The sequence below is a fragment of the Bifidobacterium parmae genome (assembly GCF_002860365.1).
Taxonomy (GTDB): Bacteria; Actinomycetota; Actinomycetes; order Actinomycetales; family Bifidobacteriaceae; genus Bifidobacterium; species Bifidobacterium parmae.
In genome coordinates this window covers 113,598-138,499 of the sequence record NZ_NMWT01000025.1, presented here as the reverse complement: position 1 = coordinate 138,499, position 24,902 = coordinate 113,598, and the positions used below count along the sequence as shown (strand labels likewise).

Sequence of the window (24,902 nt, the reverse complement as noted above, 5' to 3'; positions counted from 1 at the left end):
TATCCCCATATCGATGAGGAACCACACATAATCTCGCCCATTCACCGGGTCACCCCCTTGGAGGGGACGATTCCATCTTCCTCGGCGGCAGCGACCTACCTGTTGGCCTCGCGCTCCACGGACAATCCGGCATGACGGTCGTACCGGACGACGAAACCATTCAGCGAAGTCCTGAGGCCGCTGTCCGCTTCCTCCTCAAGAAAGACGGCGAGCTTCCCCGCGAGCCATGGCGACTCCCTCCACATCATCGTTTCGTCACCGCACCCGAGCTCCAGCTCCCTGATCAGCGCGTCGATGCCTTCATCCCCATATCCGCTCATCGTGATCGGGAGACGCACGGAACATTGGGAGATAAGCAAAGCCAGACGATCGTCCGGAACCGAATCCGTCGGCACTTCGGCACCGGGTCCGATGCCGTGGCGCGCATCCTCCACCCATGGCAGCAGTCGGATGGAATCGCCATGCCGGCGCAGCAGCATGACCTCGACCGTCTCCTGCGTGTCGCGCACCGCACGCTGTCCCTTGTCGCCATCGGCATCGTCGATCGCCGTGGTCTTGAACCAGTCGACAAGGGTCTCCTCCTCACCGGTCATGTCCCGCAACGACTTGATGCGATAATGCCGCGCGCGTTCGCGCTTCTTCGCCTGCGTGTCCGCACGCGAGGCGACGGCCTTCGCATACGGCTCGTGCCATGCCTCGGGAATCGCCTCTCCTGCGTGACCGCCATACGCCCTTCGCACGGTGGACGCGATGTCCTTGGGCAGGGACGCCTCCATCGACGATTCCGGAGTGCCCAATCCCAGCACTCCCAGCGTCTCCAATAACGAGGCCTCCTCGTACACGGTCCGTACACCGCCATCGAATCGGGGAATGCCCGCATCCCATTCGGCGATGCCTCGGATATGGCAGGATGCGGCACGAAGCGGCATGGGCCTGTCCTGCTGATTGGCCCCGCGCACGTGGCGATGCACGCGTCCCAGCCGCTGCATGAGCAAGTCGACCGGAGCGATGTCGGTGACCAGCGCGTCGAAATCGATGTCCAACGACTGCTCGAGCACCTGCGTGCCGACGACGATCAGCCGTTCGGGACGCCGCCCGTTCGCCGAAGTGCTTCGCGGCCCGAGCAATTCACGTAGCTCACGTTCGTTGTCCATGCGGTCCATGTCCATGAACCTGGCATGCGTCAAACGGATATGCTCATCGCCGTATCGTTCGGACAACAACGCCGCCACGTGCTGCGCGCGAGGGACCGTATCGCAGATGACTCCGATGCAGCCTCCGTCCCGCAGCAATCCATCAAGCAGGGAAATCAGGGAGTCATCGTCATCCGGCATCACCCGGCACGTCACGCGCAACGCCCGGCCGGACGGTTCGACGGCCTGCATCCGCAGCCGACCACCAGAGGAATAGGTGATCAGCGGATACGCCTCGTCGCAGGACACGCCGGAATCAGACGCCTCGGCTACCGACGAGCCACTGTCCGCCGCGTTGGCGTTCGACGCGACGGCGCCTGATCGGCTGCGCGAACGCCGCCTGTATCGGGCCGGACGTTGGGCACCTCCATCCTGCGTCAGGGAAGGAACGTTCGCCCGGCCACCGCTCTCCCGCCCACGCAGATAAGCCTCCGCCATCTCCTTGCGCTGTCGTTCCGGCAGCGTGGCGGACAACAGGATGACCGGCGTGCGAAACCCTCCCAGCCATTCGAGGATCCGCTTCAGATACTCCTGCATGTACGCGTCGTAGGCGTGGCATTCGTCGATGACGACCACCTTGTTGGCGAGCGCCAGCTGCCGCAATACGACGTGCTTCATCTGCAGGGCTCCCATGAGCACCTGGTCGACGGTGCAGACCAGGAAGTTGGCGAGTACGCCTTTCTTGCGTCCCCACATCCACTCGGACACGACCGTCTCGGGGAATGAAGCGCCATGCCGCGTCTCCTCCTCCATGTCTATGGATGACCAGGCTGACACCATACGCCGTGAAGCGGCGATGATGCCGCGGAACTCCTCGTTGAGCTGCGCCTTCCCATGGGCGAGCCACACGGTTTTCCCATCCGCCCCAAGTTCCATCGGCAGGGCGTCGATCCATGCGTGCGCCCTGCCGAACATGGCGTCGGTGGTCGCCATGGTGGGCAGGGCGATGCATACGCCGCCGCGACCGGATCGTTGTGCGAGCAGTTCCGCAACGGCGAGCGCCGCCTCGGTCTTTCCCTCGCCCATCGGCGCCTCGATGATCATCAGTCCGGGATCGTCGGTTCGCGCGGCGATGGATACGGCCTCGCGCTGCACCGGTCTTGGGGATGCCCCTTGCGGCAGGGAGAACCGGCTCCGGAACCATTCGTCCAACATGGGACCGTCCATGTGCAGGTCGTTGGCGACGGGATGCCATGGCGCGCACAGGTGCATAGTACGCCACGCCCGATCCGCACGATGCCGCAGACCGTCCCAGGAACGCACGTCATCGTCTTGGGTCTCGCCGAACCCGCTCAATGTGCCCGGAACGGCGATCAGAGGGAACATATCCTCATCGCTGTTGCTCGCCATCCAATCGGCCATGATCACCGCGCCCGTCAGCAATGCTTCGGACGATGCCTCCAACCGTCGTTTCCCCAATAGAGCCATGTCGTCAGGAGACAGACCGGCGCGTCGGATCACGAATTCCAACAGCTCATGCTGCACAGGCTCCCACAGATTCTTCGCGGCATCGTCCCACCCCATGCGAAGCGGTTCCCCAAGTCGGGCCTCGTCCAGCCGATGACCGTCAGGAGGGGTGCCGTGGTGACCGCCGACCACGCTGCCGTACGATCTCGCGACATCCGACGACCACTTGTATGCCGTGGCCAAATGCCGTTCAAGAATAATCTGTCCGGCAATCGGATGGGATGGATGGGTCGGATTGCTGAAGTCACGGATCGGCAATCCCGCCCGCTCCGGCAGCCACGCCAACGATGCAGGCGACCCATCAGCCGACAGGTCGAACCGTATCGGCTTGGATTGGAACACGGGAGTGCCCTTGCCGATGTCGTGCGCACCGGCCAGCATCAGGTATACCCGTCGGGCCAATGATTCATCGGCAAGATCCCGGCTGAGAACGGCCTTGGTACCGTCCGGAATCCAATGGTCCCAGAGCCGTTCGGCCATGCCGATCGAATCGGCCATATGCACATACAACGGCAGCCAACGACTGCCATCGAGCCGGTCCGTCTTGCCCCACAACAGGCGTGCGCCGTCGGACAGGGACAGTTCGCCATCGTCCATCATCATAGTCATACCGTCGCTCCTTTCAGTGCAGCGCGCCTCAATCGTTCCAATGCGTCCCGATCTCCACGACGTCGGGCGAGGGCCACCGACAGCTCCGTCCAACCGCAGGGGGATGACTCAATCGGGCGTGAATCCACCTGCGATTCCCACCCCATTGCCGAATACCGGGCCGCCACCTCCCATGCTCGATCGGAAGCATCCTCCAGCAAGAATCTCGTCGCCGCAAGCCACGCCATCATCTCATCATCCATATGATGTGATTCGAATTCCGCCGCCCGCTCATACTCTCCAGCCAACAACAAATCGTCGTGTCTGAGCCGGCACACGTACGGGTACAGACGCGACGAGCGCCGGGGCGCGGCTATATCGGTCATGGAGCGTTCCAATCCGTTCAACGCCTCATCCGCGATCCGTCGTGTTCTTTTCCTCCTCGAAAAAGACAACAGCGCGCCGCCGATCTTCTCCCCCAATGTCTCCGGTCCCTCGCGCAGGAACCCCATGATTCCGGCGGCCGTGGTCACGTGCTTCCCCATTTCAGAATGCTCGTCGGCGGCCGTTTTCTCCACCAGCAGTCTCACCTTCCACGCCAGACGACCCAGACTCCTCTCAAGGTCTTCCCCATCGAAACCTTCCCCATCGCCTCCGACGTATTCCAAGGAGCTTCCCACGATGCGCATCACAAGCAACGCGTTGGACAGCGCCTGCCCGTAATCCGCAGTCGCCAACGCATTATCCAGAACGATGCTCGCACCTTCGAACGCGTCACCGACATCACGACGTGCATCGTCCGACTCCAGAAACGACTGGATGAACGACTCCGTCATGCGCCCGGTCTGTGCTTCGGACAGGACCGGAAAACGCGGCTCATCCAAGCACGCAGTATCAGCCGCCGTTTTCGCGCATTCATCGACGACGGCCTCATCCCATACCAACAGCGGACCATGGGCGCCATACCATGAAGCCAGACGGGAACGAATCCCATCGTAGACATCCATGCGTATAGGGACATCCCCATCATCGTCCCCGTCCATCATGCCGCCGATCGCGAGCATCACCGCGGCGGCATGCTTGCAACGCCTGCCCTTCGCCGCAAACGGGCAACTGCACGAGACCATGCATCGCATGGAGGCATCATCGATGCGCACCAATACGTCATAAAGGTCTCCGCCCACGACCTCTCCATGGAACAGGCCGGGAGCGATTGCGTCCACGGACCGGACACGGCCCTCATGAAAGTACGCTTCTCCTCGGGAGAAAACAGTCGGAGCAAACAACGGGGAGACATCATCGGCGTCCATGAATTCACCTTACCCCGCAATCGTCTACGGCAACGGGAAACACGCACGTCCCATCTCGACGGGATCAGCCATCCGTTGTCTCAAAGTCATCTCGTTCGGACCGGAATACATTCATCGGGAGTGTCGTACATGCCGATCTCCTCCGCAGCGTCCCGCATATCTTCCAATGCTTTCCTACGCTGACGTTCGGACTCCCGCCTGAACTTGAGCACGTCGTCGGCCATGACCATCCGACACCCGGTTCGGCTGTCCTTCTTGAACGGAGTTGTTCGCATTGCCGCCAACATAGTCTCCTTTCTTAGATGATGGTCCCGTCATGCCGCACATGGCTACGCACCCGCACGGGAATACGGACATGAAATCCGTGGGATATGAGAAAAGCCACTCGAACTATGACTTTCACGCCATCCTGATGCGGTTAGTCAAGCGGGACGACCTCAGTGCTGCGGTCCTGCAAGTATTCAAGGAAGTCCTGATAGTCCTCATCGCATCCGGGAAATTCGGCGTGTACGGTCTCGAACAGAGGGGCGACGGATATCGGATCGATGCGGTGGGCGATGATGTCGATGACGCAGGCATTGACCGCGGTGCCCGAACCGTCCTCGTCGAGCATGGATTGCGCGAAATCGGCACCCTCATCGTCCCCGTTGGCGCGGAGCAGGGCGATCATGTCGGATGCGAGCTGGTCATAGCGCCGTTCGGCGAGCTGGATGTCAGCTAGGGACTTCGACATGGCTACTCCTTTCCTATCGGGTGGATGGTGGTGACGCGGGCCGGCCTTTTCCCAGCTTTGGCGAACCCGACTCTTTATCTCGATGCCGTCAATGGTACCAATGACGGAGTCTCTGTGTTCTCCCGACAACAAGCATGTCTTCGATGCGTTTCCGGTTCGCGAGAGCGCTCAGCATGACGATCCCCACATCTTTGGTGCCATCTGGCATCCGAGCATCGGGAATTCGATGAACTGGGAACCGACATCCGTAGCCGCGCAGATAAGTGCCGCCACCGTTCCAGCCGCAAAGGAGACGATTCCATTCCCTGCACACACATGATGAGCGGTGAGTGGACGATGTCGTGTATGTGCATGGCATCGACCCGTTGGGCGTGACATTTGCCGTATGAAAGGCTGCCATTCTTCGCATATTTGGTATCATCCCAAGCACGCCGACGGTAGGCATGCTCAGTTAGAGCCGTCGCATCATCACATCGCATACACGGAGAGCACCTGCTGCCCGCTCAGAGCAGGCCGCGCCGGGATCATCCCCGCGTATGCGGGGAACACAGCGGCCAGCAGGACACGCTCACCTACGACGTGGGATCATCCCCGCGTATGCGGAGAACACCCCCTCTTCGACTGATCGATATCGACATATTTAGGATCATCCCCGCGTATGCGGGGAACACGTCCGCCGGCACGTCCAGACAGTCGGCCGCCGGGGATCATCCCCGCGTATGCGGGGAACACTTGGCACGCGAGCCGCTGCCGCGCGCAACATCGGGATCATCCCCGCGTATGCGGGGAACACGTTGTCCTGCACCCATTTGCCGAGTTCGGCGAGGGATCATCCCCGCGTATGCGGGGAACACGGGCAGGGCGGCGAGGAGGTGCCGGTATGGGGGGATCATCCCCGCGTATGCGGGGAACACTGACGGCTGGACTCCACACACGCTGCGGCACCGGGATCATCCCCGCGTATGCGGGGAACACCACGGGGCGTGCGCGGGGCACCAATCGTAACCGGAATCATCCCCGCGTATGCGGGGAACACCGCTCCTCGGCCTGCAGCGCGCGCCGGTAGGCGGGATCATCCCCGCGTATGCGGGGAACACGTGAGCGAGTTGAACAGGAAGGCGTAGTCAGTGGGATCATCCCCGCGTATGCGGGGAACACCCCTTCCCTACTGCCGCATGGCGAGAGGGTGTGGGATCATCCCCGCGTATGCGGGGAACACCTCGTATTCGCCGGCGATGTCGGCCGTCAGCCGGGATCATCCCCGCGTATGCGGGGAACACCGGAGCCCCGCGACGCTTGGGCTGGGTGAACAGGGATCATCCCCGCGTATGCGGGGAACACCTGTGCGGTCTGCGCTGGGGTGAGACCACGGCGGGATCATCCCCGCGTATGCGGGGAACACGAACGGCGGCGACGCTCGCCCATACGGTGACGGGGATCATCCCCGCGTATGCGGGGAACACTCCTCCAAGAGCGCCTGCCATGAAAGGATCGCGGGATCATCCCCGCGTATGCGGGGAACACTCGGCGGCGGCTGGCGTGCCGGTGGTCATGCCGGGATCATCCCCGCGTATGCGGGGAACACTCGGCGGCGGCTGGCGTGCCGGTGGTCATGCCGGGATCATCCCCGCGTATGCGGGGAACACTCACCGCATGGTGTTCTGCGGCATCAACGACAGGGATCATCCCCGCGTATGCGGGGAACACTCGACGACGGTCGTGGCCGAAGTGGTGGAACGGGGATCATCCCCGCGTATGCGGGGAACACCGTGACCTCGCGGCGACACGCGTAGCTTGCAAGGGATCATCCCCGCGTATGCGGGGAACACTGCGGCGGTAGGAACGACGGGCGATGACGCGCGGGATCATCCCCGCGTATGCGGGGAACACGCGCCGGAACTGCCGGACGAGACCCGCGAACTGGGATCATCCCCGCGTATGCGGGGAACACATCTCCTGCAATTCGTCGCGGTATTTGACTTCGGGATCATCCCCGCGTATGCGGGGAACACATATCGATTACTCCTTATATATAGGTGTGTCGGAGATCATCCCCGCGTATGCGGGGAACACGCCGTGATTCGACGGTCCCAATATCCTTGGCCGGGATCATCCCCGCGTATGCGGGGAACACCCCCAGAGAGAGTCGAAATCTAGCTAACGACTGGGATCATCCCCGCGTATGCGGGGAACACACTGCCGGGCGGGCTTTAAGGGTGCAGGAGAGGGGATCATCCCCGCGTATGCGGGGAACACGTCACCCTGTTGCGTCACCTTGTTGCGTCACCGGGATCATCCCCGCGTATGCGGGGAACACGCCGGCATAGGTAGCACCGTCGTAAACGTCACGGGATCATCCCCGCGTATGCGGGGAACACGTCACGTATCCCGAAGAGGCGCGCCGCGCCACGGGATCATCCCCGCGTATGCGGGGAACACCATATGTCAGCAAGTGCGCACATATGTTGCATGGGATCATCCCCGCGTATGCGGGGAACACGAGAGGGAACAGGCCCGGCGTGAATCCGTCACGGGATCATCCCCGCGTATGCGGGGAACACTCCAGGTTGAAGAAGTCCGCGGCCTGGAGCTGGGGATCATCCCCGCGTATGCGGGGAACACGGGTGGTGTGGGTCGCCGCATTATCTGACTTGGGGATCATCCCCGCGTATGCGGGGAACACCTGAACGCGGTCGCCGGCGGCAACGCCGACACGGGATCATCCCCGCGTATGCGGGGAACACTACCCGTCGCAACTGGACTTGCTGCATCGCATGGGATCATCCCCGCGTATGCGGGGAACACGCAACGCCGAAACTTTCAAGAGCGTGGCCATGGGGATCATCCCCGCGTATGCGGGGAACACAAGGCGGAGACACGCAAGGGGTACCGCAACACGGGATCATCCCCGCGTATGCGGGGAACACATAGTCGGCGCCGTCGGCGTCGTCGCCGGCGCGGGATCATCCCCGCGTATGCGGGGAACACTCAAGGCGTTCGTCGGGAGCGTGCGTCGCGGTGGGATCATCCCCGCGTATGCGGGGAACACGATGTGCGCGGTGACGGTCAGGTCGGATTGGAGGGATCATCCCCGCGTATGCGGGGAACACTTGGCGTTGTCCGACATGTCGGTGATGGCCTGGGGATCATCCCCGCGTATGCGGGGAACACGAGGTCAGGGGCGGGATGATGGCCGTGACGAGGGGATCATCCCCGCGTATGCGGGGAACACACCCTCACCGTCGCAGCGGGCAAGACCGCGACGGGATCATCCCCGCGTATGCGGGGAACACCCTTTCCCACATGTGCGCGCCCAGGGAGGGCCGGGATCATCCCCGCGTATGCGGGGAACACCAGGCAGATAACGCAATCAATCTCACACGTCAGGGATCATCCCCGCGTATGCGGGGAACACTCCTCGGCCATGTCCATTCCTTTCTTAGTCGAGGGATCATCCCCGCGTATGCGGGGAACACCGTCCCTGCGTGGCCCATTTGCGGAAATCCCGGGGATCATCCCCGCGTATGCGGGGAACACACTTCGAAATCCCTACGTTCCCAACGATATAGTACACGATGCGTTGCATTTTCATTGAGTTTCGACGCGACGACCGGCTAAGCGGAGAGCCCTTTCTACGCCGTATAGATACGGCTCATGGATACGGGTCCGGAATACGAAAACCTCCCACATCTGCAATGCAGACGTAGGAGGCGATACGAATCAACGGAACCGGATATCTCCGGCGGAGCAGGGAGGAACCACCCCGCTCCGTCTACCGAGAATCAGCGGGGCAGCATCATCGGACGCGTGCTCGCCTTGATTGGCGCCGGCAGCTCGCTGGCGTGCTCGCTGGACAGGTACTCGTCGACGGCGGCCGCGCAGGAGCGGCCTTCGGCGATGGCCCACACGACGAGGCTCTGGCCTCGGCCGGCGTCGCCGCACACGAACACGCCGTCCTGCGAGGTGGCGAACTTGTCGTTGCGGGCGATGTTGCCGCGCTTGTCGAGTTCGACGGGCAGCTGGTCGACGATGGTCGTGGTGTCCGGGTGGAGGAAGCCCACGGAGATGAGCACCAGGTCGGCGGGCAGCACACGTTCGGTGCCGGGCTGGCGGGTGAACGGGCCGTTCTCGCCAGGCGCGACGGACACGACCTTGAGGCCGGTCACATGGCCGTGCTCGTCCGCCACGAAGCCTTCCGCGGTGGTGGAGTTCTCGATGTGGATACGCTCCTGCTCCTCGTCGGAACCGATGAAGTTCACCGAATCCGTGGAGTACAGGTACTCGCCGCCCTCGGCCATCGACGTGGTCTTCTGGTAGAGACGCGCGAACGTCGGCCACGGCTGGTTGTCGGGGCGTGTCGAAGGCTCCTTCGGCATGATCTGCAGCACGGTGACGTCCTTCGCGCCCTGGCGGATGGACGTGCCGAGGCAGTCGGAGCCGGTGTCGCCGCCGCCGATGACGATGACGTGCTTGTCCTTGGCGGTGATGTCGTGTTCGAGCGGGGCGCCGTAGATGCGGCGGGTCGCGTCGGGCAGGAAGTCCATCGCGAAGTGGATGCCGTCGAGCTCACGGCCGGGGATCTTCATGTCGCGCGGCACGCGGGAACCGATGGCGACCACGACCGCATCGTACCGGTCGCGCAGGTCGTCCCAGCTGATGTCCTTGCCGATCTCCACGCCGGTCTCGAAGCGGGTGCCTTCGGCCTCCATCTGCTTGACGCGTCGGTCGAGCAGCGTCTTCTCGAGCTTGAAGTTCGGGATGCCGTAGCGCATGAGGCCGCCCAGCGCGTCGTCCTTCTCGTAGACGACGACGGTGTGGCCGGCACGGGTGAGCTGCTGCGCGGCGGACAGGCCGGCGGGGCCGGAGCCGACGACGGCGACGGTCTGGTCGGTGAGTCGCTGCGGAGGCATCGGCTTGACGTAGTCGAGATCCCATGCCTGGTCGATGATCGTGCACTCGTCGTTCTTGATCATCGTCGGCGGCTGGTGGATGCCGAGCACGCACGCCTGCTCGCACAGGGCCGGGCAGATGCGTCCGGTCACTTCGGGGAAGTTGTTGGTCAGGCTCAGACGCTGGTAGGCGTCCTCCCACTGCTCCTGGCGGACCAGATCGTTGAATTCGGGGATGAGGTTGCCCAGCGGGCAGCCGGTCATGCAGAACGGGGTGCCGCAATCCATGCAGCGGGCCGCCTGTTCGGTGGTCCATGACTGCAGACCGGATTCGGCGTGCACGTCGAACCAGTCCTTGATGCGCTGCTCGACCGGACGCTCGGCCAGCTCGCGGCGGGTGCGGACTTTCAGGAATCCTCTCGGGTCGCCCATGTTCAGCGCGCTCCTTCCATGACGTGCTCGTACACCTGCTCCCAGGCGCCGGGCGTATTGAAATCGATGTGTGCGGCTTCCGCGTCGGCCATGGCCTTCTCCATGGCGATGAAGTGCTTCGGCACGACGTGCGTGAAGCGCTTGGCGTTCTCGTCCCAGTTCTCGAGCAGCGAGGCCGCGAACTCGGAGCCTGTCTCCTCGGCATGCTTCTTGACGAGCGCGCGCACGAGGTCGGAGGTCTCCGCGTCGAGCGGCTCGAACAGCAGCGCGCCGGACTCGACGCCCTCCGGGTTGACCTGCTTCATGTCGAGGTCGAGCACGTACGTGTTGCCTCCGGAGAAGCCTGCGCCGAAGTTGCGTCCGGTGGGTCCGAGCACGACGACGGTGCCGCCGGTCATGTACTCGCAGCCGTGGTCGCCGACGCCCTCGACCACGAAGGTCGCGCCGGAGTTGCGCACGGCGAAGCGTTCGCCGGCGCGGCCCGCGACGAACATCTCGCCGGAGGTGGCGCCGAAGCCGGTCACGTTACCCGCGATCACGTTCTCGTGTCGGTCGAAGGTGACGCCGTCCTCGGCGCGGACGATGAGGCGTCCGCCGGACAGGCCCTTGCCGGCGTAGTCGTTGACCTCGCCGTACACGCGGATGGTCTCGCCGCGCGGGATGAACGCGCCGATGGACTGGCCGCCGGAACCGTGCAGGGTCATGTCGATGGTGTCGTCGGGCAGGCCGGCGGCGCCGTAACGGCGGGTGATCTCGTAGCCGACCATCGTGCCGACGGTGCGGTTGACGTTGCGGATCGGCACGTCGATGCGCACCGGTTCCTTCTTCTCCAACGCCGGCCGGGCGAGTTCGATGAGGCGGTTGTCGAGCGCCTTCTCGAGCTCGTGGTTCTGCGGCTCGGTGTTGTGCAAGATGGTGCCGGGCACCGGGCCGGCCTGCTTGAGCACGTTGGACAGGTCGATGCCGTCCGCCTTCCAGCGCTTGATGGCCTCGTCCTGGTCGAGGCACTCGACGTGGCCGACGGCCTCCTCGAGCGTGCGGAAGCCGAGCTGGGCGAGGATCTCGCGCACCTCCTCGGCGATGAACATGAAGAAGTTGACCACGTGCTCGGGCTTGCCGCGGAAGCGGGCGCGCAGCTCCGGATCCTGGGTGGCGATGCCCTGCGGGCAGGTGTTCTTCTGGCAGGCGCGCATCATGACGCAGCCTTCGACGATCAGCGCCGCGGTGGCGAAGCCGAATTCCTCGGCGCCGAGCAGGGTGGCGATGACGACGTCGCGGCCGGTCTTGAGCTCGCCGTCGCACTGGACGACGATGCGGGAGCGCAGGCCGTTGAGGATCAGCGTCTGCTGCGTCTCGGACAGACCGATCTCCCACGGGGTGCCCGCGTGGCGGATCGCGTTGAGCGGGGCCGCGCCGGTACCGCCGTCATAGCCGGAGATGAGCACCACGTCGGCATGGCACTTGGCCACGCCGGCGGCGATGGTGCCGACGCCGAACTCGGAGACGAGCTTGACGTGGACGCGGGCCTTCGGGTTCGCCATCTTCGCATCGTTGATCAGCTGCTTGAGATCCTCGATGGAGTAGATGTCGTGGTGCGGCGGCGGGGAGATGAGTTCCACGCCCGGCGTCGCGTGACGCACGGTGGCGATCCACGGCGGGACCTTCGCTCCCGGCAGGTGGCCGCCCTCGCCAGGCTTGGCGCCCTGGGCGAGCTTGATCTGCAGGTCGGTGGCGTGCACGAGGTAGTCGGAGGTGACGCCGAAGCGTGCGGAGGCGATCTGCTTGATGCGGCTGTAGCGCAGCGGATCCTCGATGCGGTCGTCGGATTCGCCGCCCTCACCGGAGTTGGAGCGTGCGCCGATCTTGTTCATGGCGATGGCGAGCGTCTCGTGCGCCTCCTGGGAGATGGAGCCATAGCTCATCGCGCCGGTGGAGAACCGCTTGACGATCTCGCTGGCCGGCTCGACCTCGGAGATGTCGATGGGCTTGCGGTTGTGGTTGAACTTCATCAGGCCGCGCAGCGTCATCAGACGGTTCGAGGTGTCGTTGATGTGGTGCGAGTACTTCTTGAACATGCCGTAGTCGCCGCGCTGGGTGGACTGCTGCAGCAGGAAGATGGCCTCGGGGTCGTTGAGGTGGTCCTCGCCGGTGCGACGCCACTTGTACAGACCGCCGGTCCTGAGGTTGCGGTGCGGAGACGCCGTCCACTGGTTCGGGTAGGCGACGCGGTGGCGGGAGGCGACCTCCTCGGCGATCTCGTCAAGGCCGACGCCGCCGACGCGCGTGGTGGTGCCGGTGAAGTACTCGTCGACGACGTTCTGGCTCAGACCCACGGCCTCGAACAGCTGGGAGCCGCGGTAGCTCATGATGGTGGAGACGCCCATCTTCGCCATGATCTTGAGCACGCCGGTCGACAGCGCCTTGGTGAGGTTCCTCACGGCGGTGGCGGGATCGACCTTCACGTAGCCTTCGCGCGACAGGTTCTCGACGGATTCGAACGCCAGGTACGGGTTCACGCAGGCGGCGCCGTAGGCGATGAGCAGGGCGACGTGGTGGATCTCGCGCACGTCGCCGGCCTCGACCGCCAGGGAGACCTGGGTGCGGGTGTGGCGGCGCAGCAGGTGGTGCTGCACGGCGGAGGTGAGCAGCAGCGACGGGATCGGGCCCCACGTGTGGTTGGAGTCACGATCGGACAGCACGATGAAGTTGCTGCCGTTGTCGATGGCCTCGTCGATCTCGGCGAAGATCTCGTCCAGACGCTGCTGGAGGGCTTCGCCGCCGCCGGCCACCTGGTACAGGCCGCGGACCACGTAGGGGCGGTAGTAGCCGCCGAGGATGCGCGCCTTGTCGAGACGCTTGAGCTGGGCCATCTCGTCGGAGTTGATGACGGGCAGCGGGATGAGGATCTTCTTCGCGTGCAACTCGGAGTCGGCGAGCAGGTTCGGCTCGGGGCCGATCGCGGATTCGAGGCAGGTGACGGTCTCCTCGCGCTCCCAGTCGAGCGGCGGGTTGGTGACCTGGGCGAACTTCTGGTTGAAGTAGTCGAACAGCATGCGCGGGCGCTTGGAGAGCGCGGGCAGCGGGGTGTCGTTGCCCATGGAGCCGAGCGGTTCCTTGCCGGTGTTGGCCATCGGCGTGAGGACGATCTTCAGGTCCTCCTCGGTGTAGCCGAAGGCGCGCTGGCGGCGCTGCACGGACTGGCCGGAGTGGTTGACGTGCTCGCGGGCGGGCAGGTCGCTCATCTCCACGGAGTTGCCTTCCACCCACTTGCGGTACGGGTGCTGGGCGGCGAGGGACTTCTTGATCTCCTCGTCCGGGATGATGCGGCCTTCGGCCGTGTCCACGAGGAACATCTTGCCGGGCTCGAGACGGCCCTTGGAGACGATGTGCTCCTGCTTGATCTCGGGCAGGACGCCCGCCTCGGAGGCGAGCACGAGGTAGCCGTCGCCGGTGAGCTGCCAGCGGCCGGGGCGGAATCCGTTGCGGTCGAGCAGTGCGCCGACCTGGGTGCCGTCGGTGAAGACGATGTCGGCCGGGCCGTCCCACGGTTCGATGAGCGTGTTGTTGTACTCGTAGAAGGCGCGCACGTCCGGGTCGAGGTCGGGGTTCTTCTCCCATGCCGGCGGCAGCATCATGCAGATGGCGTGCGGCAGGGAACGGCCGGCGAGGTGCAGCAGTTCGAGGCACTCGTCGAAGGTGCCGGAATCCGAGTAGCCGGGCGTGGTGATCGGCAGCAGCGGCTCGAACTCGCCGAGCAGTTCGGAGCTCAGTCGACCCTCACGGGCGGACAGCCAGTTGCGGTTGCCCTGGATGGTGTTGATCTCGCCGTTGTGGGCGAGCAGGCGGAACGGCTGGGCGAGCGGCCAGCTCGGGAACGTGTTCGTGGAGAAGCGGGAGTGGACGATGGCCACGGTGGCCTTCATGCGTTCGTCGACGAGATCCGGGAAGAAATGGGTCAGCTGCATGGTGGTCAGCATGCCCTTGTACGTGATGGTGCGCGCGGACAGGGAGGCGAAGTACACGCCCACCTCATGTTCGACGCGCTTGCGGATGCGGAACGTCTTGCGGTCGAGCTCGATGCCGGCGAGGCCGCCTTCCGGGTCGGCCAGGACGAGCGTCTTGAATCCCGGCATGGCGGCGAGGGCCTGCAGGCCGAGGCCGTCCGGGTTGGTGGGCACGACGCGCCACGCGAGGACCTCGAGGCCCTCTTCGCGGGCGATCTTCGCGATGGCCTGCTCCTGCTGGCCGGAGGTCTCGATGTCGCGGTCGAGGAACGCGATGCCGGCGGCGTAGTGGCCGGCGGCGGGCAGTTCGGCGGGCACGGTGGCGCGCATGAACTCGTCCGGCATGCTCATCAGGATGCCGGCGCCGTCGCCCGTGTTCTCCTCGGCGCCGACCGCGCCGCGGTGGTCGAGGTTGACCAGCACCTCGATGGCGTCCTTGACGATCTTGTGTTCGGGGCGCTTGTTGAGCGTGGTGACCATGCCCACACCGCAGGCGTCATGCTCGTTGGAGGGGTCGTACATTCCATCCGGAGCGTGGACCGTGAGATCAAGCGGGGCTTTGAATGTCACCGAAATCACCTCAATTGGTTGCGGGCGCGCGGAAACGCGCCACTTGGGTCAGTTGCTGTTGACAGCGTAGCGTCGCACTATGTCCTCCGCGTTTCGCTGTCCATATACCGAGTTGCGGAAAAAGTCAATACCCAATTTTAACCGTTTTCGCGGCGCGGCCCGCCGCGACGCTTGACGGCGTGTCAACGCCAAGGCACGTAGGCGGTCTCGGAGTCGCGGAGCGCGGGCTGGCCTTCGACCACGTCGACGCGGGCGGGCGGCGGTTCGACGCCGTCGCGCCGCGCCTTCACCTGCTCGTAGAGCATGCGGAAGGCGCGTCGGCCCATCTCCAGATAGTTCTGGCCGTAGCTGGTCAGCGCGGGCGACCACATGGCGGCGAAGTTGCGGTCGTCGAATCCGACGACGCTCACGTCGTCCGGCACCTGCCGCTCCTTCTCCCTCAATCCGCGGATCACGGCGACGGCGGTCTCGTCGTCACCGGCGAAGATGGCGGTCACGTCGTCGCGCTCCCCCAGCGCGCGTCCGGCCGCGGCGGCCTCCTCCAGATCGCGCGAGACGACGATCGGCTCGTGGACCGCGGCGCCTCGTTCCTCGAGCGCGTCGCGCCAGCCGTCGGTGCGCGTGTTGTCGGTGGGCCCTTTCGGGCGGGTCACGTGGAAGACGGTCTCGTGACCGAGGTCGAGCAGGTGCATGGTCATCCAGCGTCCGGCCTCGCGTTCCGCGTTGACGATCTGCCGGTCGGCGTCGCCGAATCCTCCGCCGACGACGACCAGCGGCAGGTCCTTCGGCAGGTAGTCGAGCGCCTTGATGCCGGCGCGGTCGTACTGGTAGACGATGGCGCCGGCGGGGCGCACGGACAGGCCCATCCTGACGCGCGCCTCGACGGAGTCCATGTCGGATTCGTCCAGGGAGACGATGTTCATGAGGAAGCGGCATGCGCGCGCCGCCTTCTCGACGCCGTGGTTGGTCTCGGAGGTGGAGAACGCCTCGGGGTTGGCGGCGAACACGACCACCGTGTCCATCTCCCGGTTGGATAGGGCGCGCGCGACGACGCTCGGCTCGTAGCCGAGCTCCTCGATGGCCTTGGCGATGCGCGCGCGCTTCTCCTCGGAGACCTTCACCGTGCCGTTGAGATAGCGGGAGACGGTGGGCGCGGAGACGCCGGCGAGACGCGCCACGTCCTTGATCACCGGACGGGAATGCCCCGTGCTCCTCGCCATGCCGCGTCTCCTTCCGCCGTGCTCCCTCTCATGTACAACGCCCTAGTTAAGGGGGCGAACCGGACATAGGGCGCCGGGCATGGAGCGGACCGGCGCCGACGCTACTCCACCGACTTCAACGCGGCGAGCATGTCCACGTCCCTGAGCCTGCGGTAGACGACCATGCCGAGCACGGCGAGCACGACTCCCACCACCGCGACCGGCGCGGCGAACGCCTGCCAGCCGAGCGCCGGGTCGAACATGACCTCGTCCGGCGGCACCTCGGTGATGATGTACCGGTGGAGTCCCGCGCCGATCCCGTATCCGGCGAGTACGCCGATGACGGAGAGCACGATGGTCTCCCTGTAGATGTACATGGTCGTCTCGTTCGAATGGAATCCGAGCACCTTGACGGTGGACAGTTCGCGGATGCGTTCGGACACGTTGAGGTTGGTGAGGTTGTAGAGAATCACCACGGCGAGGAGCGCGGCCACGAGGATCAGCACCTCCATGATCTGGTCGAGAGAGTCGACGATCGTGGCGACCTGGTTCTTCGCGGTGATGTTCTGCACCACTCCCCTGACGCCGTCGTCGCGCATGAACGAGGCGCCCACGCGTCCGGCGTTCGCCGTGCTCGGGTCCTTGAGACGGACCATGTAGGCGTTCGCCCGCCAGTCCTCGCCGAACACGCGCTCGTAGCCGCCGGACGACATGAACATGAAGTGCCCGATGTACATCTCGGTCACGCCGTCCACGCGCACCGTGCGCCGCGCGCCCTCCGCGTCGGTGACGGTCACCGTGTCGCCCTCCTTCACGCCGAGCATCGAGGCCATGCGTTCGGAGACGACGGCGCCCCGGTCGGTGAGCACCTGCGGCTTGTGCCCGGAACGGGAGCGCAGCGTCATGTACTTCCCGAAGTCGTACGCGTCGTCGGTGGCGATCATCGTGATGCCCTGCTTGTCGCCCTGCCTGCCACCGGTCGTCGTGACCTCCTCGTAGCGGATCGGCGTGGAGGAGGCGACGGCGTCGCGCTTCATCATCCGCTTCACGGACGCGCGCTGCTCGTCGTTGTTGTCGCTTTTCTCGGCGACGATGAGGTCGTAGTGGACGATCTCGTCGAACTGGCGTTCGCTGATCTGCCCGATCGACCCCTGCACGCCGAGTCCGGCGGTGAGCAGGGCGACCGCGCCGGCCACGCCGAGGATGGTCATCAGTCCGCGGGACTTGTAGCGGAACAGGTTGCGCGCGGTCACCTTGCGGGTGAAGCTCAGCCGGTTCCACAATGGCGTGAACCGTTCGAGCAGAATCTTGGAGCCTTTGGCCGGCGGCTTGGGCAGGAGCAGCGCGGCGGGCTTCTCCCTCAGCTCGCGCATGGCGGCCAGCGCCGCGGGCACGACGGCGCTCGTCCATGCGAGCAGGAACGCGGCCGCGGTGACGCCCGGATGGAACGCCAACGCGATGCGCGGCATCGTGAACCCGTCGGAGTAGGCGTGGTCGACGATGAGCGGCAGCAGCGTGTGGCCGGCGATGACGCCGACGATCGTGCCCAGCGTGGAGGCGAGGAACCCGTAGCAGGTGAACTTCCTAAGGATGTCCGCGTTCCCATATCCAAGCGCTTTGAGCGTGCCGGAGTTGACGCGTTCCTCGTCGACCATGCGCCCCATCGTGGTGAAGGTGACGAGCGCGGCCACGAGGTAGAGGAACACGGGGAAGATCATGGCGAGCTTCTCCACGATGTTCGCGATGATCTCGTATACGCGGTATCCGTTCGAGGTCAGGCCTTCGCGTCGTCCGTCGATCGAGTAGGCGGGCACTTCGAGCGTGTCGATCTTCTCGCGGGCGAGCGCGATGTCGTGTTCGGCCTTCTCGATCTTCTTCTCGGCGGCGGGTTTGGCGGCGTTGAATTCGGCGAGCTTCGCGTCGTACTCGTCCTGCGCCTTCTCGATCCGCCGTTGGCCTTCGACGAGTTGGGAGACGCCGGATCCCGCCTCCGTTCCGGAGGAGGCGCCTCCGGCCAGCGTGGAGACGGCCGTGCCCAGTTCGCTTTGCTTGGCGGCGAGCTGGCCTCGCGCGTCGGCGATGGCGGCGGCGTTGTCCTGATAGTCCTGCGAGCCTTGTTCGAGCCGTGACGCCGCATCGTTCCATTGCGCGAGCGCGTCGTTGTAGGCGGCGAGTTTCGCGTTGTACTGCGCGACGGCGTCGTTGTAGGCGGCGAGCGCCTTGTCGTACTGCGCCTTGGCGCTGTCGTAGGCGCCGCCGGTCAGGCCGCTTGACTCCCATTGCGCGAGGAGCGCTCCGATCTTGTCGAGCACGGTTTTGGCGGCGTCGAGCTGGGTGCGCGCCTGTCCGAGCTGGGCGTTCGCCTGGCTGAGTCCGGTCCAGGATTCGTCGAGCTTGCCCTGGCCTTGGTCGAGCTGTTGCGCGCCGGCGGCGAGCGCGGTCTGTGCGGCGTCGAGCTGCGAGCCGGCGGAGGCGATCTGGGCGGTCGCGCCGGCGAGTTCGGCCACGGCGGCGGATGCCTGGTCGGCGGCTTGGATGGTGCCGTCGGCCAGTTGGTCCTTGCCGTTCTCGATCTGCGTTTTCGCGTCGTCGAGTTGCTGCTGTGTGTCGGCGAGCTGCTGTTTGGCGTCGTCGACCTTGCGTTGCGCCTTGTCGATCTGCGCGCGTCTCTCTTCGCGGATGGAGGCGGCGCGTGCGTCGGGCTGGTTGGCGAGCCGTTTGGTCAGCGTGGTCTTGTGCGCGTTCACCCGGTCGCGGTAGTCGGCGGTCCAGTAGTCGACGCCGCGGGTGTCGCGGAAGGTGATTCGGCCGATCATCGTCACGTCGGAGTCGAACACGGGTTTCGTGACGACCGCGTACCCGTCGAGTTCGCCGGTGCCGGCGGTGGATTGGCCCATGTTGAGGTCGGAGACGGTGTCGCTGGCGTCGACGAATCCGACGACGGTGAAGCTGCTTCGCGTGAGGACGGTGTCGCCGGCGATGTCGGGGCGTTCCGTGAGTTTGATGGTGCTGCCGACCGCGTATGTGCCGCGTTCCGCCCGGTCGAGCGCAATCTCGTCCGCGTGCTCGGGCAGCCGGCCTTCGACCACTTCGTAGGTGGAGACCGTCTCGGGTTTCGAGTAGACGCGCAGGCTGTGGTCGGAGCCCCGGATGACGACGTCCTTGAAGTAGCCGAACTCGGCTTGGGCGACGCCGTCGGTCGCGCGGATGATCCTCTCGTCGTCGCGGCTCAGCCCGTAGTCGCTGATCACGGTGACGTCGGCGAGGTTGTGGCGGCCGTAGAAGTCGGTGCCGGTGATGCGCATGTCGGGGCCGGTGACGAGCAGGCCGACGAGGGCGAACGAGCCGAGGGCCATGAGGCTGACGATGGAGAGGAACCGGCCTTTGGATTTGGCGAGGGTGGCGCGGATGTCCTTCCACAGCATGCGTTTGCGCGGACGCGCCGCGCGGCTCCTGCGGCGTGTGCGGGAAAGGGTTGCCATGTTCACCACTCCAGGTCCTCGATGTCCATCGGGTGTTCGTTGGTCTCGATGGATTTGACGCGGGCGTCGTGCATGTGGATGACGCGGTCGGCGATCGGCGCGATGGCCGAGTTATGGGTGACGATGACGACGGTGGCGCCTTTCTCGCGGCTTTGGTCCTGCAGGATTCTCAGAACCTGCTTGCCGGTGTTGTAGTCGAGCGCGCCGGTCGGCTCGTCGCACAGGAGGATCTTCGGGTTCTTGGCGACGGCGCGGGCGATTGCGACGCGCTGCTGTTCGCCTCCGGAGAGCTGCGCCGGGAAGTTGTCGATGCGGTGTCCGAGGCCGACGTCGATGAGCGCCTGCACCGGGTCCTGGGCGTCGCGCACGATCTCGGAGGCGAGTTCCACGTTCTCGCGCGCGGTGAGGTTGGCGACGAGGTTGTAGAACTGGAACACGAATCCGATGTCGTGGCGCCGGTAGTCGGTGAGCTGGTGGGCGGTGTAGTTCGAGATGCCCTTGCCGTCGATGATCACCTGGCCTTCGGAGTTGGTGTCCATGCCGCCGAGGATGTTGAGCACCGTCGATTTGCCGGCGCCGGACGCGCCGAGGATGATTGCCAGCTCGCCCTTCTCGATGCCGAAGCTCACGTCGTTGTTGGCCGTGATCGTGGTGTCGCCCATGTGGTACCGCTTGAAGCTATGCACCATCTCGATGTATGCCATGGGACCTGCCTTCCGTTCTTGATTGAACAACGTGTTGATTGTGTTGTCGTGATTGTAGGAACGGACGGGAACGGCGGTCAATGAACGCTTCCCACGATTCTGTTCAGATTGGACACATCGGCGGAAAGTGGTGATTCATCACCCTATATCGACAACACGTTGATATAATCGTGTGTCATATGCGACGAGGATGGGAGGGTCATGGCAGGCAGACGGCACACGAAGACGGAGGCGAAGATCAAGGCCGCGTTCACCACGCTCGTGCAGTCGAAGGGGTTCGACGCGATGACGGTGAGCGACATCGCCCGCACGGCCGGCATCAACCGCGGCACGTTCTACATGCACTATCTCGACAAGTTCGACCTGCGCCAGCAGCTCATCGACGACACGATTGCCGATCTGACGGCCATCCTCGTCGACAACGCCGACACCGACGCCGACGCGCGCACCGTGTCCCATGCCACCGGCCGGGCGATCTGCGACGCGTTCCAGACCGAATCGATCTCCGCCGCGCTGCGCTACGTGCGCGACGACTACGCGTTCTTCAACGCGATCTCCCGCTCCGGCAACGACATGCAGCTCTACGACAAGCTGAAGAAGGTGCTGAAGCAGCTGATCGTCACGCAGGCGCAACGGCTCGGCGCCGACCCGCAGTCCTCCTACAACGGCATCCCGGCGGACTACGCGATGGAGATCCTCGTCTCCGCGGTCTCCTCGATCATCTGGCTGTGGATCCGCCGCGGATGCCGGGAGACGCCGGAGGAGATCTGCCGCATCATCGAGAAGAACAAGACCACCGCCCCCATCGATGTGCTGTGGTGACGCGCCGCGGCGACGTGCCGGTTCATCGCCATCGCGCCGGAACGCATCGCCGGCATGCCGGACACAGTCGTCACTGCCGCCCTTTGCGGCGGCGGGGCGCGAGGGCGGCGGGACCGTGCCGCCTCATGGCGAACATGAGCGCGCGCAGGCCGCCGATGCGCGGGTCGGGGCGTTCGCCCCGCGCGATCCGGTTCATCTGCAGTTCGAACCAGCTGATGACGAGGATGCCGCCGAACGCCTTGTCGAGCGTCCTGATGCCGGTCGTCACGCGCGGCAGTTCGACGAAACCGTCCCACCGGTCGCGGATGATGCGGTTCGGCAGGTCGGGCACAAGCGCAAGCGGCCGCGCAATGCCAATCATCTGCGTGATGCCCTCGCCCAGCGCGCGCTCCATGTCGGCGGCGTTGCGAAAGCCGCCGGTCAGGGCGACCGGCACGGTCAGTTCGCCTGTGACGCGTCGCGCGAAGTCGGTGAAGTAGACGCCGCGCCTGCGGTCCTCCTCCGCGCCGCCGTTGGTCTGGATGACCGGCTTCGCGTAGGTGCCGCCGGAGATGTCGATGAGATCGACGCCGCGACGTTCCAGCTGTTTCATGACCCAGACGGACTCCTCTTCGCTGAAACCCCCCGGCACGCCGTCCTGCGCATTGAGCTTGACCGCCACGGGGAAATCGGGGCCGACCGCCTCGCGCACCGCGTCGAACACGTCGAACAGGAACCGGGCGCGGTGTTCGATGTCGCCGCCGTATTCGTCGGTGCGCCGGTTGTCGAGCGGCGAGAGGAACTGGTTGATGAGGTAGCCGTGCGCGGCGTGGATCTCCACGCCGGTGAATCCCGCCTTCTTCGCGATGCGGGCCGTGGCGGCGAACCGGCGGACGATGTCGCGGATCTGCTCGCGGGTGAGTTCCGTCGGTTCGGCGAAGAACCTGCCGTATTCGCCGTCGATGCTGCCGGCGCTCGGCGCGAGCGGATGCGGGTTGACGGTGATGGGCGACTGGCGGCCGGGATGGTTGATCTGCATCCAGCAGTGCGTACCGTTCTCGGTGCCGGCGGTGGCCCATCGGCGCAGCATGTTCAGGTCGCGCTCGTCCTCGACGGCCACGTTGCCGGGTTCGCCGAGCTGGGTGCGGTCGACCATCACGTTGCCGGTGACGAGCACGCCGGCCCCTCCCCTCGCCCATGTGCGGTAGAGACGCACGTGGGCTTCGGTCGGCGCGCAGTCGCGGCCGGCGAGCGCCTCGTTCATCGCGGATTTGTAGATCCGGTTCTTCACTCTCACGCCGCAGGGCAGGATCAGCGGTGCGGCGATCGGCGTCACGGTCTCCGTCTTGGCATCGGCCGCGATCGTGTCATTCATCATGGTTCCAGCTTTCCATACGTCCATGTTTGTACAGTTGTCTAAATTACCATATAGTTTGACAACTGCAAAAATATGGACGATAGACTATGCTGGACAGTCATGAAGAAGGATCTCAACGCCAAGCTCACCCGCGGCGCGCAGCGCACGCTCGACACGTTCTTCGACGCGATGACGGCATTGCTCGCCGAGAAGCCGTTCACCGGGATCAGCGTCAACGCGCTGTGCGAGCGGGCCGGATACCCGCGCGCCACGTTCTACAACTACTTCGAGGACCGCGACGATCTGCTCGACTACTGCTGGACGGCGTTGTCCAGACAGGCGAATCTGGCCGACCTCGCATCGGCCGGGCCGGAGCATCGCGTGGATACGGCGCTCGACGCGATGGCCGACCTGCTGGAGTCCAACGCGGACCTGCTGCGCGCGGTGCTGGAGCACAATCCGCCCGAAGGCCCGTTGTTCTCCAGTCTGCACATGTTCATCGAGGCCCGGGCGCATGAGATCATGCGCACCTGCGTCGACCGCGACCGGTTCGACCTGCCGGCCGACCTCGTCGCCGACCATTACGCGAACACGGTGATGCTCGTGCTCGACTGGTCATACCTGCGCGGGCATGCGCTCACCCGCGAGCAGCTGCATGACTATACGCATACGCTGCTGGGCGGCGTGGAGTGAACACGTCCGACCATCGATGCCGACGTACGCGAATCGTCAGGCCGCACGACGCCCATCCTCCCCGCCGCGCAGGAACACCAGCGGGATGACGATCAGCGGGAGCGCGCACGCGCCCATGGCCAGATACGTCAGGTTCAGACCGTGCATGTCCGCTGCGGCCATATCCATGCCGCCGGCGTGCGCAGACGCCGCCAGCGCGGTCATCATCCCGACGAACACGGCCTGCCCGATCGCCCCGGCGATGGTGCGCAACGCGGTGAGCAGCGCGTTCGCGTCGGCGAGACGCCCCTCGCCCGCGGCGCTTGTGCCCCACGTGACCAACGGCATCATCAGGCAGCCGATCGCCAGCGAGCGCGCCACGTTGATCGTGGCGGCCACCCAGATCGACGCGGACAACGGCAGCAACCCCATGCACAGGTTGCTGGCGGTCAGACAGACGCCGCCGAAGAGGAACAGGCGTCTGACGCCGAACCGGTCGTAGAGGCGGCCGGCCATCGGGCTGACCACCGCCATGGCGAGCGAGCCGGGCAGGCTCACCAGGCCGGCCATCGACGCCGAACCGCCTTTGATGGTCTGCACGTACAGCGGGAGCATCACCGACGATCCCATCATCGCGAAGTACAGCAGCATGCTGCCGACTACGCTCAACGCGAATCCGCGACGGCGCAGGATGCGCACGTCGAGGAACGGGCGTTCGCGCTTCAGCTGCAACGCCACGAACCACACGGACGCCGCGACGCCGAGCGCCAGCGGCGGCAGGACCGCCATGCTCGTGAACGGCATGGAGCCGATGTTGCCGACGCCGAGCGTCACGCCGCCGAACGCGACGATGCTCACCGCGAACGACAGCACGTCGAAGGACCGTTCGGATGTCTTGAGCACATCGCCGAACACGAAGCACGCCGCGACCAGCGACACCGCCATCACGCCGACCACCAGATAGAAGATCGAACGCCAACCGAACGCGTCGACCATCAGGCCGGACAAGGTGGGTGCGATCACCGGCGTGACGCCGACGGCGAGACCGTACCAGCCCATGACCGTGCCGCGGTTGTCCGGGTAGATGGTCATGAGCACGACCTGCGCCATCGACATGAGCAGTCCGTTGCCGCACGCCTGCACGACGCGGCCGGCCATGATGACGGCGAACGGCACCGGGGCCACGCAGACCAGCGAGCCGACGATGAACAGCACGGCGCCGGCGAGGTAGAGCGGCTTGGTCGGGAACCGGGTGATGAGGAACGCGGTCAACGGCATGACGATGCCCATGGCGAGCGAGTATCCGCTGGTGAGCCACTGGCCGGTCTGCATGGCGACGCCCAGATCGCGCACGATGGGAGGCAGGGCCGTGGTGAGCGCCGTGGCCATGATGGTCGTGGCGATGCACGAGAGCATGATGTTAACGAAGATGAGCGCGCGACGGCGGTCGCTCAGCATGGCAGGTTCAAGATAGGACATGGCGTGTTTCGTGTGGTTTCGT

At 65.1% G+C, this 24,902-nt stretch carries 12 protein-coding genes and 1 CRISPR repeat array; of the genes, 2 read left to right on the top strand and 10 right to left on the bottom strand.

Features of this window, described 5'->3' with window-relative positions:
• Positions 1-95: 95 nt before the first annotated feature.
• From Uis4E_RS08660 to Uis4E_RS08615, 8 genes are all read right to left on the bottom strand, one after another.
• A complete protein-coding gene (locus tag Uis4E_RS08660; protein WP_101622768.1) occupies positions 96-3,269 on the bottom strand; it encodes a CRISPR-associated endonuclease Cas3'' in 3,174 nt (1,057 codons plus the stop codon).
• Entirely contained in the window at positions 3,266-4,558 is a 1,293-nt protein-coding gene (locus tag Uis4E_RS08655; RefSeq protein WP_101622767.1) for an SWIM zinc finger family protein, read from the bottom strand. Before Uis4E_RS08655 ends, Uis4E_RS08660 begins: the two co-directional genes overlap by 4 nt.
• A 418-nt stretch (positions 4,559-4,976) precedes the next feature.
• Positions 4,977-5,291: a hypothetical protein gene (locus tag Uis4E_RS08645; RefSeq protein WP_101622765.1), complete on the bottom strand. Its 315-nt coding sequence runs from the start codon at positions 5,289-5,291 to the stop codon at positions 4,977-4,979.
• Positions 5,292-5,811: 520 nt separating this feature from the next.
• Positions 5,812-8,828: direct repeats of the CRISPR family, unit length 29 nt; unit sequence GGGATCATCCCCGCGTATGCGGGGAACAC.
• A gap of 245 nt (positions 8,829-9,073) precedes the next feature.
• The gene (locus Uis4E_RS08640; protein WP_101622764.1) at positions 9,074-10,612 is read right to left on the bottom strand and encodes a glutamate synthase subunit beta; all 1,539 of its coding nucleotides are present in this window, start codon (positions 10,610-10,612) and stop codon (positions 9,074-9,076) included.
• A 2-nt stretch (positions 10,613-10,614) separates the two neighbouring features.
• Positions 10,615-15,186, bottom strand: coding sequence for a glutamate synthase large subunit (gene gltB / locus Uis4E_RS08635; RefSeq protein WP_101622763.1), 4,572 nt, complete (start codon positions 15,184-15,186; stop codon positions 10,615-10,617).
• Between the two features lie 182 nt (positions 15,187-15,368).
• Complete coding sequence (locus tag Uis4E_RS08625) at positions 15,369-16,406, bottom strand: LacI family DNA-binding transcriptional regulator (protein ID WP_101622762.1); 1,038 nt, start codon at positions 16,404-16,406, stop codon at positions 15,369-15,371.
• A 101-nt stretch (positions 16,407-16,507) separates the two neighbouring features.
• Positions 16,508-19,867 carry an ABC transporter permease gene (locus tag Uis4E_RS08620; protein WP_101622801.1) on the bottom strand — a complete coding sequence of 1,120 codons (3,360 nt, stop codon included), beginning with the start codon at positions 19,865-19,867 and terminating at the stop codon, positions 16,508-16,510.
• A 2-nt stretch (positions 19,868-19,869) separates the two neighbouring features.
• On the bottom strand, positions 19,870-20,571 hold the full coding sequence (locus tag Uis4E_RS08615) for an ABC transporter ATP-binding protein (protein WP_101622761.1): 702 nt from the start codon (positions 20,569-20,571) through the stop codon (positions 19,870-19,872).
• Positions 20,572-20,772: 201 nt separating this feature from the next.
• Here Uis4E_RS08615 and Uis4E_RS08610 point away from each other — a divergent pair, with 201 nt between their 5' ends.
• Positions 20,773-21,393: a TetR/AcrR family transcriptional regulator gene (locus tag Uis4E_RS08610; RefSeq protein WP_101622760.1), complete on the top strand. Its 621-nt coding sequence runs from the start codon at positions 20,773-20,775 to the stop codon at positions 21,391-21,393.
• A gap of 70 nt (positions 21,394-21,463) precedes the next feature.
• On the opposite strand, the gene Uis4E_RS08605 is transcribed toward Uis4E_RS08610, so the two are convergent.
• A complete protein-coding gene (locus Uis4E_RS08605) occupies positions 21,464-22,750 on the bottom strand; it encodes an NADH:flavin oxidoreductase/NADH oxidase family protein (RefSeq protein WP_243394488.1) in 1,287 nt (428 codons plus the stop codon).
• A 99-nt stretch (positions 22,751-22,849) separates the two neighbouring features.
• Here Uis4E_RS08605 and Uis4E_RS08600 point away from each other — a divergent pair, with 99 nt between their 5' ends.
• Positions 22,850-23,422, top strand: a complete 573-nt coding sequence (locus tag Uis4E_RS08600; RefSeq protein WP_165784927.1) for a TetR/AcrR family transcriptional regulator — start codon at positions 22,850-22,852, stop codon at positions 23,420-23,422.
• Positions 23,423-23,458: 36 nt separating this feature from the next.
• Here the strand turns inward: Uis4E_RS08600 and Uis4E_RS08595 are convergent, their stop codons facing one another.
• On the bottom strand, positions 23,459-24,880 hold the full coding sequence (locus Uis4E_RS08595; protein ID WP_207764566.1) for a DHA2 family efflux MFS transporter permease subunit: 1,422 nt from the start codon (positions 24,878-24,880) through the stop codon (positions 23,459-23,461).
• Between the last annotated feature and the right edge of the window lie 22 nt (positions 24,881-24,902).

Excerpts from the sequence above, each read along its gene's own strand:
- Uis4E_RS08645 (WP_101622765.1), bottom strand. The coding sequence starts at position 5,291 with ATGTCGAAGTCCCTAGCTGACATCCAGCTCGCCGAACGGCGCTATGAC.
- Uis4E_RS08655 (WP_101622767.1), bottom strand. The coding sequence starts at position 4,558 with ATGGACGCCGATGATGTCTCCCCGTTGTTTGCTCCGACTGTTTTCTCC.
- Uis4E_RS08660 (WP_101622768.1), bottom strand. The coding sequence starts at position 3,269 with ATGACTATGATGATGGACGATGGCGAACTGTCCCTGTCCGACGGCGCA.
- Uis4E_RS08620 (WP_101622801.1), bottom strand. The coding sequence starts at position 19,867 with ATGGCAACCCTTTCCCGCACACGCCGCAGGAGCCGCGCGGCGCGTCCG.
- Uis4E_RS08640 (WP_101622764.1), bottom strand. The coding sequence starts at position 10,612 with ATGGGCGACCCGAGAGGATTCCTGAAAGTCCGCACCCGCCGCGAGCTG.
- Uis4E_RS08610 (WP_101622760.1), top strand. The coding sequence starts at position 20,773 with ATGGCAGGCAGACGGCACACGAAGACGGAGGCGAAGATCAAGGCCGCG.
- Uis4E_RS08605 (WP_243394488.1), bottom strand. The coding sequence starts at position 22,750 with ATGATGAATGACACGATCGCGGCCGATGCCAAGACGGAGACCGTGACG.
- Uis4E_RS08625 (WP_101622762.1), bottom strand. The coding sequence starts at position 16,406 with ATGGCGAGGAGCACGGGGCATTCCCGTCCGGTGATCAAGGACGTGGCG.
- Uis4E_RS08595 (WP_207764566.1), bottom strand. The coding sequence starts at position 24,880 with ATGTCCTATCTTGAACCTGCCATGCTGAGCGACCGCCGTCGCGCGCTC.
- Uis4E_RS08615 (WP_101622761.1), bottom strand. The coding sequence starts at position 20,571 with ATGGCATACATCGAGATGGTGCATAGCTTCAAGCGGTACCACATGGGC.
- Uis4E_RS08600 (WP_165784927.1), top strand. The coding sequence starts at position 22,850 with ATGAAGAAGGATCTCAACGCCAAGCTCACCCGCGGCGCGCAGCGCACG.